We start from the raw sequence: 15282 nt of genomic DNA on the forward strand, positions 1-15282 counted from the left end.
CGATCTTTTGATCCTGTTTTTGCTGCATCACAAGCAGGATCAAAAGATCGCAGCCTGCGGCAGCTCCTACACAGGAATGTGGGGCAAAAGAAAACCCCCGGCACACCAGAGGTCTGTCGGGGGTTTTGGGTTCAGGGGTTTTGCAACCCCTGACTCGGCTCAGCTTATTGGCAAGCTTCGCAATCCGGCTCGTCGATCGCGCAAGCCTTTGGCACTGGAGCAGGGCCGGCAGGTGCTGCGAGAACCGAATCATCACCGTGGTTGCCGCCGCTGGAAACAGCGTTCAGCTTGCTGGTGCTGATGGTCGACTTCTCGGTGCTGGTCGCGGCCAGGGCACGGAGGTAGTAAGTGGTTTTCAGGCCACGGTACCAGGCCATGCGGTAGGTCACGTCGAGTTTCTTGCCCGATGCGCCAGCGATGTACAGGTTCAGCGATTGGGCCTGGTCGATCCACTTCTGACGACGGCTGGCGGCGTCAACGATCCACTTGGTGTCCACTTCGAAAGCAGTCGCGTAGAGCTCTTTGAGTTCTTGCGGGATGCGCTCGATCTGCTGCACCGAACCGTCGTAGTACTTCAGGTCGTTGATCATGACCGAGTCCCACAGACCGCGAGCCTTGAGGTCGCGAACCAGGTACGGGTTGATCACGGTGAATTCGCCCGACAGGTTCGATTTCACATACAGGTTCTGATAAGTCGGTTCGATCGACTGCGAGACGCCCGTGATGTTGGCGATGGTCGCGGTCGGTGCGATGGCCATGATGTTGGAGTTACGAATGCCTTTCTGTACACGGGCGCGAACCGGCGCCCAGTCGAGGGATTCGTTCAGGTCAACGTCGATGTACTTCTGGCCACGTTGCTCGATCAGGATCTGTTGCGAATCCAGTGGCAGGATGCCTTTGGACCACAGCGAACCCTGGAACGTCTCGTACGCACCGCGCTCGTCGGCCAGGTCGCAGGAAGCCTGGATCGCGTAGTAGCTGACCGCTTCCATCGACTTGTCGGCGAACTCGACGGCAGCGTCGGAACCGTAAGGGATGTGCTGCAGATACAAAGCGTCCTGGAAGCCCATGATGCCCAGACCGACCGGACGGTGCTTGAAGTTGGAGTTCTTCGCTTGTGGCACCGAGTAGTAGTTGATGTCGATAACGTTATCGAGCATGCGAACGGCGGTGTTCACGGTGCGTTCCAGCTTGGCGGTGTCCAGCTTGCCGTTGACGATGTGGTTCGGCAGGTTGATCGAGCCCAGGTTGCAAACGGCGATTTCGTCCTTGTTGGTGTTCAAGGTGATCTCGGTGCACAGGTTCGAGCTGTGAACCACGCCGACGTGCTGCTGCGGGCTGCGCAGGTTGCACGGGTCTTTGAAAGTCAGCCATGGGTGGCCGGTTTCAAACAGCATGGAGAGCATTTTGCGCCACAGGTCTTTGGCCTGGATGGTCTTGAACAGGCGGACTTTGCCTGGGTATTCGGTCAGCGCTTCGTAGTACTCGTAGCGCTCTTCGAAGGCCTTACCGGTCAGGTCGTGCAGATCCGGTACTTCGGATGGCGAGAACAGGGTCCACTTGCCGTCGTCGAAGACACGCTTCATGAACAGGTCAGGGATCCAGTTGGCAGTGTTCATGTCGTGGGTACGACGACGATCATCACCGGTGTTCTTGCGCAGCTCGATGAACTCCTCGATGTCCATGTGCCAGGTTTCCAGGTAGGCACAGACAGCGCCTTTGCGCTTGCCACCCTGGTTAACGGCGACGGCGGTGTCGTTCACCACTTTCAGGAACGGAACCACGCCTTGCGACTTGCCGTTGGTGCCTTTGATGTACGAACCCAGTGCACGCACCGGCGTCCAGTCGTTGCCCAGGCCACCGGCGAATTTCGACAACATAGCGTTGTCGTGGATCGCGTGGTAGATACCCGACAGGTCATCCGGCACGGTGGTCAGGTAGCAGCTCGACAGCTGTGGACGCAGGGTACCGGCGTTGAACAGGGTCGGGGTCGACGACATGTAGTCGAAGGACGACAGCAGGTTGTAGAACTCGATTGCACGGTCTTCTTTCTGCTTCTCTTCGATCGCCAGGCCCATGGCCACGCGCATGAAGAAGATTTGCGGCAGTTCGAAGCGGATACCGTCCTTGTGGATGAAGTAACGGTCGTACAGGGTTTGCAGGCCCAGGTAGGTGAATTGCTGATCGCGCTCGTGGTTGATTGCCTTGCCCAGTTTTTCCAGGTCGAAGGAGGCCAGCACAGGGTTCAGCAGTTCGAACTCGATACCTTTGGCGATGTAGGCCGGCAGCGCCTTGGCGTACAGGTCGACCATTTCGTGGTGCGTGGCGCTTTCGGCCACACCGAGGAAGCCCAGGCCTTCGGCACGCAGGGTGTCCATCAGCAGGCGGGCGGTGACGAACGAGTAGTTCGGCTCACGCTCAACCAAGGTACGGGCGGTCATCACCAGCGCGGTGTTGACGTCGGTCAGGGCCACGCCGTCGTACAGGTTTTTCAGGGTTTCGCGCTGGATCAGGTCGCCGTCGACCTCTTCCAGGCCTTCGCACGCTTCGGTGACGATGGTGTTCAGACGGCCCATGTCCAGCGGCGCCAGGCTGCCATCAGCGCGGGTAATGCGGATCGACGGGTGAGCGTTGACCGCTTCTTCGGCCGGGGCGTGGGCAGCACGTTCTTTCGAACGGCCGTCACGGTAGATCACGTAGTCGCGCGCCACTTTCTGCTCGCCGGCACGCATCAGGGCCAGTTCGACCTGGTCCTGGATTTCTTCAATGTGGATGGTGCCGCCCGATGGCATGCGACGCTTGAAGGTCGCGGTGACTTGTTCGGTCAGGCGCGCAACAGTGTCGTGGATTCGCGACGAAGCGGCAGCGGTGCCGCCCTCAACTGCGAGGAACGCTTTGGTGATAGCGACGGTGATCTTGTCATCGGTGTAAGGAACGACAGTGCCATTACGCTTGATCACGCGCAGTTGACCCGGCGCGGTGGCTGCCAGATCCGAATTCGAATCGGCGGCCTGCGGCAAGGTGCCCTGCGGGTTCTCGCGAGTTGTGTCGGTTTGCATGGGGGGTGGTCTCCACATTCTCTATGTTTGTTTGGCACCGTCATGGTGCTCACCGTTCTGTACCGAAGCACTGCAACCGACAAGCGTCGGCGTAACAACTTCGGAACAGTAGGAAAAAGGCTTGTAGCGCCGCATCCTTGCCGAAGTTTTCGGCGCCGAGCCAAGGCTCGAGCCAAATTCCTTCCAGGGTGACAGTAATGACTGCAACACCCGTACCGTTCCGGTCGTTTCCGACCTAAAAAACGGTGCCATCCGCAAGTGCGGTTTGGGCTTTGAAAAACTTGCTTGGTTCAACCGGAAACTGGCAATAAAGCACTTGAGTTTCAGGTCCTAAATGTGGTTGGGCGTTTGAGCGGAAAACCCCATATGTAGGGTCTCTCCCCGCGCCGTGCTACAAGATAATGCGTTTTGAGGGGTGTTGCAACGTACTACCTGTGGATAAACCTGTGCGTAAATTGTGTAAGAAACAAGGAATTCCCGTGTAGGCCGCGGACGTGCTGAGCTAGACCGTTTGTCACCGTTTTATCCTCGGGAAAAACGCTTCAGCGGATTTTTAAGGGCGCGAACCCTATCACAAAAAACCGCCTTGTCCGAACGCATTTACCGACTTGTGTTCCGGCTGTACGCCGTTTATACAATCGGCCCATGTGAATGCGATTTTATCCTCCAAAAACATGACAAAAACACGAGAGGATCCCTGTAGGAGCTGCCGAAGGCTGCGATCTTTTGATCTTGAAAAAAACAAAATCAAAGGATCGCAGCCTCGTTTCACTCGTCAGCTCCTACAGGGGATCGTGTGTGTCTTGGGCAATCCTTTATTAATAAAAACAGCAAGCAGAGGTCACCGGTGGAGCAACAAGCCTTTGAGGTATTGATCGTCGAGGATGACCAGCGACTGGCCGAACTCACGCGCGACTACCTGCAAGCCAATGGACTGCGCGTCGACATCGAAGGCAACGGTGCGCTGGCGGCGGCGCGGATCATCAAGGAGCAACCGGATCTGGTGATCCTCGACCTGATGTTGCCCGGCGAAGATGGCCTGAGCATCTGTCGCAAGGTGCGTGACCATTACGACGGGCCGATCCTGATGCTCACCGCGCGCACCGATGACGCCGATCAGATCCAGGGCCTCGACCTTGGCGCTGACGATTACGTATGCAAACCGGTGCGCCCGCGATTGCTGCTGGCGCGCATTCAGGCGTTGCTGCGCCGCAGTGACAGCGCTGAACCGGTCGCAGAAAAATCCCGCCGTCTGCAATTCGGCCCACTGGTGGTCGACAATGCGCTGCGCGAAGCGTGGCTGAGTGACAACGGCATCGAACTGACCAGCGCCGAATTCGACCTCCTCTGGCTGCTGGTCTCCAACGCCGGACGCATTCTTTCCCGCGAGGAAATCTTTACCGCCCTGCGCGGCATCGGCTATGACGGCCAGGACCGCTCGATCGATGTGCGCATCTCGCGCATCCGCCCGAAAATCGGCGATGACCCCGACCATCCGCGTCTGATCAAGACCATCCGCAGCAAAGGTTATCTGTTCGTTCCGGAAGCCTGCGCAGACCTGGCCCTGTGAACTCGATCTTCCTGCGCATCTACGGCGGCATGTGCGCTGCGCTGATTCTGGTGGCGGTACTCGGTGTGCTGGCGCTGCACCTGCTCAATCAGGTGCGCAGCGAGCAATACCGCGAGCGCCTGGCCCATGGCACGTTCTCGCTGATGGCCGACAACCTGCAACCGATGAACGCCACCGAGCGGCATCGCGCACTGTTGGTGTGGGAGCGGCTGCTGGGGATTCCGCTGGCGCTGAAGACCTTCAGCGACACCGGTCTCGATCTGACCCAGCGCACCCGTGTGCAGCGCGGGCAGGCGCTGGTCGAGCAGACCGGCCCGCATGCGGCCAAAGTCTATCGATTGGTCAGCGACAAGGAACAACTCGTCCTCACCGGCGAAGTGCAGCAGATCAGTGAGCAACTGGCCCGCGCCACTATTTACCTGCTGGCCGATGAGCTGGTGCGGGTGCCTGTTGCCGAGCAACCCAAACGACTGGCGCAGATAAAGGAAGAGAAGGGTTTTGGTTTCGACCTGCGCCTGGTCACGGTGGACGACGCCGACATGGATGAAGACCAGAGCCGTCGTGTCTCCGAGGGCGACACGGTGATGGCGCTGGGCAAGGGCGGCGATTCGATCCGTGTGTTTGCCGGCATGGTCGGCACGCCGTGGGTGCTGGAGATCGGCCCGCTGTACCAAATGAACCCTTATCCGCCGGAATGGCTGGTGTTGATCGCCGCGCTGGGGCTGAGCCTGATCGGCCTCATCGTTTATTTGCTGGTGCGCCAACTGGAGCGGCGTTTGCGCGGGCTCGAAGCGGCGGCCACGCGCATTGCCAAGGGCAGTCTGGAAACCCGTGTGCCGGCGCGCGGTGCCGATTCGGTCGGGCGCCTGGCGGCGGCGTTCAACGGCATGGCCGAGCACTTGCAACAATTATTGGCGATCCAGCGTGAACTGGTGCGCGCGGTGTCCCACGAGTTGCGCACCCCGGTGGCGCGCCTGCGTTTCGGTTTGGAGATGATCGGCTCTGCGACGACGCCGCAAGCCTTGGAGAAGTACCGCGAAGGCATGGATCACGACATCGAGGACCTCGATAAGCTGGTCGATGAGATGCTCACCTACGCACGATTGGAGCAGGGCTCGCCGGCGCTGACCTTCCAACGCATCGATCTGGATGCGCTGGTCAATCAGGTCATCGAAGAATTGGCGCCGCTGCGCGCCGAGGTCACGGTGCAGCGCGGGCTGTGTCTGTCTGCTGCCGATAACGACGACGCCTGGGTCGAGGCGGAGCCGCGTTACCTGCACCGGGCGCTGCAGAATCTGGTGAGCAACGCGATGCGCCATGCGCGCTCGAAGGTCACGGTGAGCTATCAGGTCGGGCAGTTACGTTGCCGGGTCGACGTCGAGGACGACGGGCCGGGCGTGCCGGAAGTGGCGTGGGAGCGGATCTTCACGCCGTTCCTGCGTCTGGACGACAGCCGCACGCGGGCGTCGGGCGGGCATGGCCTGGGGTTGTCGATTGTGCGGCGGATCATTCATTGGCATGACGGCCGGGCGATCATCGGCAAAAGCAAAAGCCTGGGTGGGGCGTGCTTCAGTCTGAGCTGGCCGAGGAATCAGGAGCGCCGTTGAGATGTGTGGTGGCTTTGCTGGCCCCATCGCTGGCAAGCCAGCTCCCACAGTATCTGTGGTGAGCACAGCTCTGATGTAAACCCCGAAACCTGTGGGAGCTGGCTTGCCAGCGATGAGGCCCTGACAGGCGATAAAGATTCAGGCCTGAATGCTGACCAGACTCAACAGCTGCCCATCCTGCACCCCGAACTGCGCCTCCAGTTCTGTGCCGTTACGCCATTCAGCCGAGAGGTCCGTCAACAGCCGCAAGCGCACCTCGCCGGCCTCCGTCCATTCCAGCACTTCCGCATGCTCAAAATAAAAGCGCTTCTGCACGATCGGGTACAGCGCCTTGAACAGACTCTCTTTCACCGAAAACGTCAGCGTCACCCACAAGGCCAACTGATCCCGCGAGCCGGCCGCCATGCGCTGCATTTCCGCTGGCGTGAGAATTTCCCCGGCGAGGCGTTCGGCGCGTTCGGCGTTGAGCAGGTTTTCCAGATCCATGCCCAAGCCACGCCAATGCTGCCTGTTGGCAACGATCGCTGCGGCGCGCCCGGTGCTGTGGGTGATCGAACCGCAGATATGCGCTGGCCACACCGGTGCGCGATCTTCGCCAATCGCCGGCACTTCGCCCAAACCTTCCAACTGCTGCAACGCCGCCCGTGCGCAGATACGCCCGGCGAGAAACTCGGCCTGACGCTTGGCCACCGAACGCTGGATGCTCGGCGGCGGCTCAATGGCGCTGCGTTGAAAATCATCGCCGAGCAGTCGGGCCGGATCGAAGTGCGTGCTGAGCAACACAGTGTCGGGCAATACCCTTGGCAACGGCCAGTGGGCATCGAGTGGGGTGCAGCAGGCGGGAAGGGCGGGGGTGAGGTTCATGACGGGCATTTTGCCGCCTGGCGCCGAAGCTGAATAGTCCACATCCCTGTAGGAGCTGACGAAGGCTGCGATCTTTTGACTTTGCCTTTCAACATCAGGATCAAAGGATCGCAGCCTGCGGCAGCTCCTACAGCGGGCGCGGTTAGCTGAAGATTTTCTGGAAGAACGCTTTCATGTCCGCCCAGGATTTTTCATCCGCGGCCTTGTTGTACCCGATGTCCGGGCCACCGTGTTCGCCGTGGCTCAAGCGATCCGCGTCCGGGTTGGTAAAGCCGTGTTTGGCGCCGTCGAGGCTGACGAACTTATAGTCAGCGCCAGCCTTGTCCATTTCACTTTTGAACGCGGTGACGTTGTCCGGCGTGACCATGCTGTCCAGCGCTCCGTGCTCGACCAGAATTTTTGCTTTCACACTGCCCGGTGTGGCGGGCGTTTTGGTTGCCAGTGCGCCATGGAAACTCACCACCCCTGCCAACGGCACGCCCTGACGTGCGGCATTGAGTACCACACCACCGCCAAAGCAATAACCAATGGCGGCAAGTTTATTGACGTCGGTCTGCGGTTGTTTCTTCAACAGATCCAGCCCGGCGGCGAAGCGTTTGCTCGCGGCATCGGCGTCCTTGGTCGCCGCCTGCATGAACGCCATCGCATCTTTCGGGTGCTCGGTGTTCTTGCCCTCGCCATACATATCGATCGCCAGAGCGCTGTAACCCAGTTCGGCGAGATCGCGTGCGCGGCGTTTGGCGTAATCGTTCAGGCCCCACCATTCATGTACGACGACGATGCCCGGGCGCTTGCCTTTGATTGCGTCGTCATAGGCGTAGTAACCGATCAACTGGGTGCCATCGGCGCTTTGGTAGGGAATTTCTTCAGTCTTGATCGCCGCTTGGGTGAGGCTGCTGACAGCGAGCAACGTGAGGGCAAGGAACAGGCGCATGGTGGGGGTCTCCTGACAATAAAAGGTCAAAACAGCCTAGTCCATTTGGTTCAGGTCAGGTTCAGAGAGTGTTCAGGGGCGGTACAGGGGCAGGTCAGTAACCTTGCGCCATACCCAAACAGCACTGTGAAAGAGGAAACTCAATGACTCGTTTAAACAAACTGCTGCTGGCTTTTACCCTGTTGGGCTCCAGCATCGCGGCCCATGCCGACACCACTTCGAACTTCGCCGGCCTGACCTTCGGCCAGACCAGCGACAAGGTTAAAAAGTCCAACGCACTGAACGACAACCTCGACCATCCGAACGCCACCGGCGCCATCGATGGCAACAACACTTACGGCGTACGCCTCGGTCAGCAAAACAGTCAAGGTCGCTACTACGCCACTTATGACAACGTGTCGGGCTCGCACAATGGCATTAAACTGCGTCAGGAAAACCTGTTGGGCAGCTACGATCTGTTCTATCCGGTGGGCGGCAGCACCAAGCTGTTCGGTGGCGCAACTGCCGGTTTGACCAAGCTGACGCAGGATTCGCCAGGCTACAGCCGCGACAGTGACATCGGTTATGCGGTCGGCGGCCAGTTCGGGGTGTTGCAGCAAGTCTCGCAAAACACCTCGGTCGAACTCGGTTACCGTTACCTGATGAGCAACGCCAGCACTGAAATGAAAGAAAGTGGCGGCAGCAAACAAGGCTCGCTGGATTTGAACAGCAGCGCGCAGACTTACCTGTCGGCCAACTACAGTTTCTAAGGAGCGACAGCGAAATCATTGTAGGAGCGAAGCTTGCTCGCGACAGCGCTGGGTCAGTCAATTTAGATGTCGACTGACACACCGCCTTCGCGAGCAAGCTTTGCTCCTGCGGGTGTGTTTTTGGAGATTCTGGATTTACCCGGGAGAGAGCTATGAAACTGTTGGTCGTCGAAGATGAAGCGCTATTGCGCCATCACCTGCAAACCCGTCTCACGGAGAGCGGTCACGTGGTCGAGTCCGTGGCCAATGCCGAAGAGGCGCTGTACCAGACCGGACAGTTCAACTTTGACCTGGCGGTGATCGATCTGGGATTGCCGGGCATGGGTGGCCTCGACCTGATCCGCCAGTTGCGCTCGGGCGGCAAGACCTTCCCGATCCTGATCCTCACCGCGCGCGGTAACTGGCAGGACAAGGTCGAAGGCCTCGCCGCCGGTGCCGATGATTACGTGGTCAAGCCGTTCCAGTTCGAAGAGCTCGACGCGCGCCTGAATGCCTTGCTGCGCCGCTCCAGCGGTTTTACCCAGTCGACCATCGTCGCCGGCCCGCTGCTGCTCGACCTCAATCGCAAACAGGCGACCCTCGACGAACAGCCGCTGGCGCTGACCGCCTACGAATATCGCATCCTCGAATACCTCATGCGCCACCATCAACAAGTGGTGCCCAAGGATCGCTTGATGGAGCAGCTCTACCCGGACGACGACGAGCGCGATCCGAACGTGATCGAAGTGCTGGTCGGCCGCCTGCGCCGTAAACTCGAAGGCCCGGCCGGCTTCAAGCCGATCGATACCGTGCGCGGCCTCGGCTACCTGTTCAATGAGCGCTGCACTTGATTCGTTCGCTACGCGTTCGGCTGATGCTCGCCGCCACCACGTTGGCGGTGTTGTTCATGCTCGCCTTGCTCCCGGCGATGCAGGGCGCGTTCAGCCTCGCGTTGCAGGACTCGATCGAACAGCGGCTGGCCTCGGACGTCACCACGCTGATCTCTGCCGCACGTATCGAAAACGGCCGACTGGTGATGCCCAATCAGTTGCCGGATGAGCGTTTCAATCTCACTGACTTCCGCCTGCTCGGCTACATCTACGACCGCGAAGGGCATCTGGTCTGGCGCTCGAAAGCCACCCAGGAAGAGCAGATCAACTACAAACCGCGCTATGACGGCCTCGGCAACGAGTTCGCGCGGATCCGCGAAGCCAACGGTCAGGAATTCTTCGTCTACGACGTTGAAGTGAAACTGCTCGGCGGTAAAAGCGCGGCGTTCAGCATCGTCGCCCTGCAACCGGTGCGCGAATACGAAACCACCCTCGAAGGCCTGCGCGAAAATCTCTACCTCGGTTTCGGCGCAGCGTTGCTGGTGTTGCTGGCGCTGCTGTGGATCGGCCTGACCTGGGGCCTCAAAGCCCTGCGCCAACTCAGTCAGGAACTCGACGAAATCGAAGGCGGCACCCGCGAAAGCCTCACCGAACAACACCCTCGCGAGCTACTGCGCCTGACCGGCTCGCTCAACCGTCTGCTGCACAGCGAACGTCAACAGCGCAGTCGGTATCGCGATTCGCTCGATGATTTGGCCCACAGCCTGAAAACCCCGCTGACGGTGTTGCAAGGGGTCAGCGAAGACATGGCCCAGCGCCCGGAAGACCGTGATCAGGCGTGGGTGCTGCAAAGCCAGATCGAGCGCATGAGCCAACAGATCAGCTATCAACTGCAACGCGCGAGCCTGCGCAAAAGCGGTCTGGTGCGCCATCAGGTGCGACTTCAGCCCGTACTGAAAAGCCTCTGCGACACACTGGACAAGGTCTATCGCGATAAACATGTGCGCGTGGCGTTTGATCTGCCCGAGCATTGTTACGTGCCGATCGAGCAGGGCGCCTTGCTGGAGATGATGGGCAACCTGCTGGAAAACGCTTATCGCCTATGCCTGGGCGAGGTGCGCATCAGCGTGCGCGAGACGTTGGCCGGGGTTGAGTTGTGCGTCGAGGACGACGGTCCCGGAGTGCCACCGGATCAACGCGCGCGGATTCTGGAGCGTGGCGAACGGCTGGATGCCCAGCATCCGGGGCAGGGGATCGGGTTGGCGGTGGTCAAGGACATCATCGAAAGCTACAACGCGAAACTGGCACTGGGTGATTCGCCAATGGGTGGGGCGGCGTTCAGGATTCACTTTCCTGCGGTTTAAGTGTTGGCCTTTCTGGCCCCATCGCTGGCAAGCCAGCTCCCACAATGTCCGAGTTATACACAAAATTCATGTGCACCCTCGATACCTGTGGGAGCTGGCTTGCCAGCGATGGGGCCAGTGACTTCACCACAAGATTGTTGATTGCCTCACTGTTCCTGCGCCCGATAAGCCCCGGGCGTCAGCCCCGTCCACTTCTTGAACGCCCGGTGAAACGCCGACGGTTCGGAAAAACCAAGCTGCTCGGCAATCTGCTGCAACGACAAATCCGCGCGCCCCAAATGGTAGATGGCGATATCCCGCCGCAACTGATCCTTCAACTCCTGAAAACTCGTGCCTTCGTCGCGCAAATGCCGGCGCAGCGTCTGCGGGCTGATGTGCAAGTGCGCCGCCACCGCTTCCAGATCTGGCCAGCGCGCACTGTCGCGGCTGAGCAAGCGACGCAGGCGGCTGCTCAGGCTGTCGCCGTCATCCGGGCGCGAGAGCAGGTCGGCGGGGGAGCGTTCGAGAAAATGCTTGAGCGTGCGCTCGTCCTGTAACAACGGCATGGATAAATAGCGGCTATGAAACAGCAGGCTGCTGTGCTCGGTGCCGAAGGTCATGGGACAGGGGAAGAGCAGGTCGTATTCGGCGCCGTGGGCGGGTTTCGCATAGCTGAAGGTCGCGTGTTCGAGGCGAATCCGCTGGCCGATCAGCCAACTGCCCAGTCGATGCCAGATCACCAACAGGCTTTCGGTGAGAAAGTGATCCGGGTCCCACAATGACGCGTCGTCCAGGCTCAAGCGCACCCATTCGTCTTCGCGGCTCAGGGTCAGGCGCGGGGCGCCCGGGAATAAGCTATAAAACAATAAACCGCGCTGCAGTGCTTTCTCCAGATTGCGGCAGTGAATCGAGGCGTGGCACATCATCGCGAAACTGCCGGGTTTGCTCGGCGCACTGCCAAAACCCAGGTACTCGTCGTCCAGCGCCAGCCACAGGCCCTGGATCAACCGGGTGAACTGCTCCGGGGCGATCCGTGCACGCGGCTCGTCGAGCAGTTCTGCGCTGATGCCCAGTTGCTGCAGCAGCCCTGAATAATCGCAGCCCAGACGGCGCGCGCCACCGAGGGCGGCGCGAGCGAAATGGCTGGCAATGGTGCGTTCACGCATAAGCGGCAGATCCTTCCTCAGACGCCGGATGGTAGTCGGGGGTAGCGTGGGCAACAAGGCGGATTTCCGCCAAATTGTAGGACGAGAGCGGGCTGGTTGGCGGAAATCCGCCACAATCACCTCACGAGGCGGTGACCTGGAAAAACCTGCAGGCCCTGATATCAAAAGGCTTGCAGCGAAACGCACCAAAGTGGCACGAGGTTTGCGATACAAGCGACAGAAGCGTGCGTTGATCCCGTCCGGAAAACGCCGCTCCAACAACAAATCCCTCCAGTGCAGGAGGGTTCGCAATTCAGGTTTCGCGGCCAACAGATGGATGTTGCCACGCGGGGCTCTTGAGGAAACTTGCAATGACGACTCGTCAGCCACTGTACAAATCCCTGTATTTCCAGGTGATCATCGCAATCATCATCGGTATTGCGCTCGGTCATTACTACCCGCAGTTCGGCGTGGCGGTAAAGCCGCTGGGTGACGGGTTCATCAAACTGATCAAAATGATCATCGCCCCGATCATCTTCTGCACCGTGGTCAGCGGCATCGCCGGCATGCAGAACATGAAGTCGGTCGGCAAGACCGGCGGTTACGCACTCCTGTACTTCGAAATCGTCTCGACCATCGCCCTGCTGGTCGGTCTGGTCGTGGTCAATATCGTGCAGCCGGGCAACGGCATGCACATTGATGTTGCAACCCTCGACGCTTCCAAAGTCGCTTCTTATGTCGCGGCCGGTGCTGACCAGAGCGTTGTCGGCTTCCTGCTCAACGTGATCCCGACCACCATCGTCGGCGCGTTCGCTACCGGTGACATCCTGCAAGTGCTGATGTTCTCGGTGATCTTCGGTTTCGCCCTGCATCGCCTGGGTGCCTACGGCAAGCCGATCCTCGACTTCATTGATCGCTTCGCCCACGTGATGTTCAACATCATCAACATGATCATGAAGCTCGCGCCCATCGGTGCCTTCGGTGCCATGGCCTTCACCATCGGTGCCTACGGTGTCGGCTCGCTGGTGCAACTGGGTCAACTGATGATCTGCTTCTACATCACTTGCCTGCTGTTCGTGCTGATCGTGCTCGGCGGTATCGCCCGCATGCACGGTTTCAGCGTGCTGAAGATGATCCGTTACATCCGTGAAGAACTGCTGATCGTACTCGGCACTTCGTCGTCGGAATCGGTGCTGCCACGCATGCTGATCAAGATGGAGCGTCTGGGCGCGAAGAAATCGGTAGTGGGTCTGGTGATCCCGACCGGTTACTCGTTCAACCTCGACGGTACCGCGATCTACCTGACCATGGCCGCGGTGTTCATTGCTCAGGCAACCGACACGCACATGGACATCACGCACCAGATCACTCTGCTGGTGGTGTTGCTGCTGTCCTCCAAAGGCGCTGCCGGTGTGACCGGTTCGGGCTTCATCGTGTTGGCCGCCACCCTGTCGGCGGTAGGTCACCTGCCGGTGGCCGGTCTGGCGCTGATCCTCGGTATCGACCGCTTCATGTCCGAAGCGCGCGCACTGACCAACCTGGTGGGCAACGCTGTTGCGACCATCGTGGTTGCCAAGTGGGTGAAAGAGCTGGACACCGACGTACTGGACGCCGAGCTGGCTTCGGGTGGTCGCGGTATCGCTGACACTCGTCCTGAAGACGACCTGGGTGTGGCTGAAGGCCCAACCCCGAGCAGCGTCAAGTAAGTAAACGAAGCCCCGCATCAATGCGGTGCGGGGTGGTGAAAAGCCCTTGTGGTGAGGGGATTTATCCCCGATGGACTGCGCAGCAGGCCCCTTCTTTTTGGTGATAGAAGGGAGCCGCTACGCGACTCATCGGGGATGAATCCCCTCGCCACAGGGGTTTTTTATTGCCTGCGATTTGAGCGTAACGGTCACACCCGCTGACATATCCGGTGATTGCTGCATCGGCAATGGCTGCCTAGGCTGAGTGCATCGCCCAAGGAGCTTGCCCATGTCTGCACCGCTGGCCTCACTGAAAATTCTCGATTTCTCGACACTGTTGCCGGGGCCGTTTGCCTCGCTGTTGCTGGCCGACATGGGCGCGGACGTGCTGCGCATCGAATCGCCGACACGCCTGGATCTGCTGCGGCTGTTGCCGCCGCACGATGGCGGGATGTCCGCCAGTCATGCCTACCTGAACCGCAACAAACGCAGCCTGGCACTGGACCTGAAACAGCCCGAAGCGCTGGAGGTGGTCAGGCAGTTGCTCGCGGATTACGACATCGTTCTCGAACAGTTTCGCCCCGGAGTGATGGAACGTCTGGGGCTGGGTTATGAAGCAATGAAAGCGATCAATCCGAAACTGATCTATGTGTCGATCACCGGTTACGGCCAGACCGGGCCGTACAAGGACCGCGCCGGGCACGACATCAACTACCTCGCGCTGGCCGGACTTGCCAGCTACACCGGCCGCGCCGACAGCGGGCCGTTGCCGTTGGGCATGCAAGTGGCCGATGTCGCCGGTGGTTCGTTGCACGGGGTGATCGGTTTGCTCGCGGCGGTGATTGCGCGTCAGCAAACGGGGCAGGGCACCCATATCGACGTGAGCATGACCGATTGTGCGTTCAGCCTGAATGCCATGGCCGGCGCCGGGTATCTGGCTTGCGGCGCGGAGCCCGCATGGGAAGAGCAGATGCTCAATGGCGGCAGCTTCTATGACTATTACCGTTCCCGCGACGGGCGCTGGATGTCGGTCGGCAGTCTGGAACCGGGGTTTATGCAGCAGCTGTGTACGGCGCTGGGGCGGCCGGAGTTGGCGGCACAGGGGCTATCGCCGAAACCTGAGCAACAGCGAGCGCTGAAGGATGCCTTGAAGGTCGAGTTCGAGCGGCATGACTTTACTGAACTGTGCGAGTTGTTTGCCGGGATTGATGCCTGTGTCGAGCCGGTGTTGAGTCTGGGTGAGGCCGTTCGGCACCCGCAATTGCAGGCGCGTGAACTGGTGACGCAAGTGCCGCGTGGGGATGGCACGTCGCAGGCGCAGATGGCGTGCCCGTTGAAGTTTTCCGAGGCGTTGCCGGCGCCGCGACATGTTGGGGCGGTGTTGGGGCAGCATACCGATCAGGTGTTGGCGGAGTTGGGGTTCAGTGCTCAGCGGATAGCAGAACTGCGGTCTTCCAAAGTCATTCTTTAGTGTCTGTAAAGGCCTCATCGCTGGCAAGCCAGCTCCCACAGGATTT

General features: G+C 59.9%; 11 protein-coding genes. 7 read left to right on the forward strand and 4 right to left on the reverse strand.

Features of this window, described 5'->3' with window-relative positions:
• Positions 1-164: 164 nt before the first annotated feature.
• Positions 165-3059: a ribonucleoside-diphosphate reductase subunit alpha gene (locus tag EJA70_RS01325; RefSeq protein WP_158829102.1), complete on the reverse strand. Its 2895-nt coding sequence runs from the start codon at positions 3057-3059 to the stop codon at positions 165-167.
• An 847-nt stretch (positions 3060-3906) separates the two neighbouring features.
• Between EJA70_RS01325 and EJA70_RS01330 the strand changes: the two genes are divergently transcribed.
• Together EJA70_RS01330 and EJA70_RS01335 are read left to right on the forward strand one after the other, a co-directional pair.
• On the forward strand, positions 3907-4629 hold the full coding sequence (locus tag EJA70_RS01330; protein ID WP_158829104.1) for a response regulator: 723 nt from the start codon (positions 3907-3909) through the stop codon (positions 4627-4629).
• Positions 4626-6236, forward strand: a complete 1611-nt coding sequence (locus EJA70_RS01335) for an ATP-binding protein (protein ID WP_158829106.1) — start codon at positions 4626-4628, stop codon at positions 6234-6236. Before EJA70_RS01330 ends, EJA70_RS01335 begins: the two co-directional genes overlap by 4 nt.
• Positions 6237-6374: 138 nt before the next feature.
• Here EJA70_RS01335 and EJA70_RS01340 read toward each other — a convergent pair whose 3' ends face one another.
• Both EJA70_RS01340 and EJA70_RS01345 read right to left on the reverse strand, forming a co-directional pair.
• Positions 6375-7100 (reverse strand): 4'-phosphopantetheinyl transferase, encoded by a 726-nt coding sequence (locus tag EJA70_RS01340; RefSeq protein WP_158829230.1) that lies wholly within the window; start codon positions 7098-7100, stop codon positions 6375-6377.
• A gap of 142 nt (positions 7101-7242) precedes the next feature.
• Complete coding sequence (locus tag EJA70_RS01345) at positions 7243-8034, reverse strand: dienelactone hydrolase family protein (protein ID WP_008079193.1); 792 nt, start codon at positions 8032-8034, stop codon at positions 7243-7245.
• 143 nt (positions 8035-8177) lie between these two features.
• Between EJA70_RS01345 and EJA70_RS01350 the strand changes: the two genes are divergently transcribed.
• The 3 genes from EJA70_RS01350 (at position 8178) to EJA70_RS01360 (ending at position 10956) form a co-directional block, all read left to right on the forward strand.
• Complete coding sequence (locus EJA70_RS01350) at positions 8178-8783, forward strand: hypothetical protein (RefSeq protein WP_008079191.1); 606 nt, start codon at positions 8178-8180, stop codon at positions 8781-8783.
• A gap of 152 nt (positions 8784-8935) precedes the next feature.
• On the forward strand, positions 8936-9613 hold the full coding sequence (locus tag EJA70_RS01355; RefSeq protein WP_008079190.1) for a response regulator transcription factor: 678 nt from the start codon (positions 8936-8938) through the stop codon (positions 9611-9613).
• A complete protein-coding gene (locus EJA70_RS01360; RefSeq protein WP_158829108.1) occupies positions 9610-10956 on the forward strand; it encodes an ATP-binding protein in 1347 nt (448 codons plus the stop codon). Before EJA70_RS01355 ends, EJA70_RS01360 begins: the two co-directional genes overlap by 4 nt.
• A gap of 146 nt (positions 10957-11102) precedes the next feature.
• Here EJA70_RS01360 and EJA70_RS01365 read toward each other — a convergent pair whose 3' ends face one another.
• The gene (locus tag EJA70_RS01365) at positions 11103-12101 is read right to left on the reverse strand and encodes an AraC family transcriptional regulator (protein WP_158829110.1); all 999 of its coding nucleotides are present in this window, start codon (positions 12099-12101) and stop codon (positions 11103-11105) included.
• A 350-nt stretch (positions 12102-12451) separates the two neighbouring features.
• On the opposite strand from EJA70_RS01365, the gene EJA70_RS01370 reads away from it, so the two are divergent.
• Positions 12452-13786: a dicarboxylate/amino acid:cation symporter gene (locus EJA70_RS01370; RefSeq protein ID WP_008079185.1), complete on the forward strand. Its 1335-nt coding sequence runs from the start codon at positions 12452-12454 to the stop codon at positions 13784-13786.
• A gap of 268 nt (positions 13787-14054) precedes the next feature.
• Positions 14055-15236 carry a CaiB/BaiF CoA-transferase family protein gene (locus EJA70_RS01375; protein ID WP_158829112.1) on the forward strand — a complete coding sequence of 394 codons (1182 nt, stop codon included), beginning with the start codon at positions 14055-14057 and terminating at the stop codon, positions 15234-15236.
• The last annotated feature ends 46 nt before the right edge of the window (positions 15237-15282 follow it).

This window comes from Pseudomonas sp. PB103 (assembly GCF_009764635.1).
Lineage (GTDB): Bacteria > Pseudomonadota > Gammaproteobacteria > Pseudomonadales > Pseudomonadaceae > Aquipseudomonas.

What these genes read in the sequence shown, in the direction of transcription:
- EJA70_RS01325 (WP_158829102.1), bottom strand. Translation starts at nt 3,059, where the DNA reads ATGCAAACCGACACAACTCGCGAGAACCCGCAGGGCACCTTGCCGCAG.
- EJA70_RS01340 (WP_158829230.1), bottom strand. Translation starts at nt 7,100, where the DNA reads ATGAACCTCACCCCCGCCCTTCCCGCCTGCTGCACCCCACTCGATGCC.
- EJA70_RS01345 (WP_008079193.1), bottom strand. Translation starts at nt 8,034, where the DNA reads ATGCGCCTGTTCCTTGCCCTCACGTTGCTCGCTGTCAGCAGCCTCACC.
- EJA70_RS01350 (WP_008079191.1), top strand. Translation starts at nt 8,178, where the DNA reads ATGACTCGTTTAAACAAACTGCTGCTGGCTTTTACCCTGTTGGGCTCC.
- EJA70_RS01355 (WP_008079190.1), top strand. Translation starts at nt 8,936, where the DNA reads ATGAAACTGTTGGTCGTCGAAGATGAAGCGCTATTGCGCCATCACCTG.
- EJA70_RS01365 (WP_158829110.1), bottom strand. Translation starts at nt 12,101, where the DNA reads ATGCGTGAACGCACCATTGCCAGCCATTTCGCTCGCGCCGCCCTCGGT.
- EJA70_RS01370 (WP_008079185.1), top strand. Translation starts at nt 12,452, where the DNA reads ATGACGACTCGTCAGCCACTGTACAAATCCCTGTATTTCCAGGTGATC.
- EJA70_RS01375 (WP_158829112.1), top strand. Translation starts at nt 14,055, where the DNA reads ATGTCTGCACCGCTGGCCTCACTGAAAATTCTCGATTTCTCGACACTG.